This is a genomic window from Pseudomonas sp. P4_C3 (genome assembly GCF_056402075.1).
The window spans coordinates 1-1,319 of the sequence record NZ_JBFUIC010000622.1 but is presented as its reverse complement, the minus strand read 5'-3'; the positions used below and the strand labels follow the sequence as shown (position 1 = coordinate 1,319).

Below are 1,319 nucleotides of genomic sequence, written 5' to 3'. Positions count from 1 at the left end.
CGATGTGCCCGTGGCATTCGCCGCATTTGTGCACCTTGCGAGCGGTGGGCGTGGATTCCGTTTGAAAATCGGACATAGCGATTCCTCGCCCGTCGTTCACCGGCAGGCTGTATATGGATTCGTGGGGTACGCTGGAAAGCAGGCAACGTGAGAACGCAAACGGTCTCTCATCATGGATGGATCAAGATGAAACTAATTTTGGTTGTGCTTGTTGTTGGTCTGTTGGCTTGGACGCTTTCCCCTGAATTTCAGTCCTGGGCTGAGGCTCGGCTATCGAATCCCCAAAGAACCTCTACGGTCGTGACTGCGCCGAAGCCTGTTTCGGCTCCAGTCAAATGCGATGGGCGCAAATATTGCTCGCAGATGATCTCGTGCGAAGAAGCTAAAAACTTTCTGCAAAATTGCCCAGGAATGGAAATGGACGGAGACCACGACGGGATACCTTGTGAGGCGCAGTGGTGCCGGTGACTATTCGCCGCTCATCGGCAGGCTGGTAGGTGGATTGTGAAATCAGATGAGGGGCGTCAGGCGAGCTGAACGGGTGAGCTAAGGTTTAGCGGTTCGCCTCGCCAGTTGCGTTTTACAGCTCCCCTTCTGAAGTGACTGGTGAGGTGACCCCCGGACTTCTTACCGCGCGCCTTCGAATGCCCCTGGCAACACGGCGAGGCCAGCATGATGTCGTGAGCCGGAACCTTCGACCAATCCGCCTGGTGCAGGTCCTGGCAAATGTGAATGGCGTCCGGGTGGTTAGCGCTGTGCCACTCGACCGCGACAGGCCAGTGATTGGCGGCCCAGATTACATCGATACCAGCATTGCGCGCACCGGTAGACCATCCGTCGAGACCGGCGAACAAATCGATTGCAGTAGTCATTGTTGATCCTCGCCGGCTGGCGTGATTCGTTGAAGTGGGGTATTTGTGTTCGGCCCGACATGTGGCCGGCTCAAGGAGAAACTATGAAATTGGCAGTTGATCGTCCCTGGACGAATGTCCTCACTATTGAAAGCGGCAAAGGGAAAGGTAAGGAGGTTATGGCTCAACCCACTTGGGGCAATGACAACGATCCGATTCCCGTTTCCATTTATGTGACCGTAAACGAGGATGGCGACACGGTGATCGGTAAGATCGATGGCCCCTTTGAAAGTATCAAACACGCAGAGCAACTGGCTCTTGAACGGGCTGCAGCTTGGTACGAACGAGGCAATGGCTGATTCATCAGAGCAATAGCTGAGGGTGGCTCAAGCGAACATGTCAATTTGCGGCTCCGGCGTGTTCGCCCTGATCAGCTCGGTCTCCAGCCTTGCTTTCGCGGTATTGAAC

General features: G+C 55.1%; 2 protein-coding genes and 1 pseudogene. 2 read left to right on the top strand and 1 reads right to left on the bottom strand.

The features are described from left to right. The first annotated feature begins 186 nt into the window (after positions 1-186). Positions 187-468 (top strand): excalibur calcium-binding domain-containing protein, encoded by a 282-nt coding sequence (locus AC1DVH_RS31250; RefSeq protein WP_477757039.1) that lies wholly within the window; start codon positions 187-189, stop codon positions 466-468. Positions 469-617: 149 nt separating this feature from the next. Here AC1DVH_RS31250 and AC1DVH_RS31245 read toward each other — a convergent pair. Continuing rightward, a pseudogene (locus AC1DVH_RS31245) lies at positions 618-872 on the bottom strand (DNA cytosine methyltransferase); the annotation flags it as partial. Positions 873-955: 83 nt separating this feature from the next. Here AC1DVH_RS31245 and AC1DVH_RS31240 point away from each other — a divergent pair. Then, positions 956-1,210, top strand: coding sequence for a hypothetical protein (locus AC1DVH_RS31240; RefSeq protein WP_477757038.1), 255 nt, complete (start codon positions 956-958; stop codon positions 1,208-1,210). Positions 1,211-1,319: the final 109 nt, after the last annotated feature.

Bases quoted from the DNA above. Each gene is read 5' to 3' on its own strand.
- AC1DVH_RS31240 (WP_477757038.1), top strand. From the start codon at position 956: ATGAAATTGGCAGTTGATCGTCCCTGGACGAATGTCCTCACTATTGAA.
- AC1DVH_RS31250 (WP_477757039.1), top strand. From the start codon at position 187: ATGAAACTAATTTTGGTTGTGCTTGTTGTTGGTCTGTTGGCTTGGACG.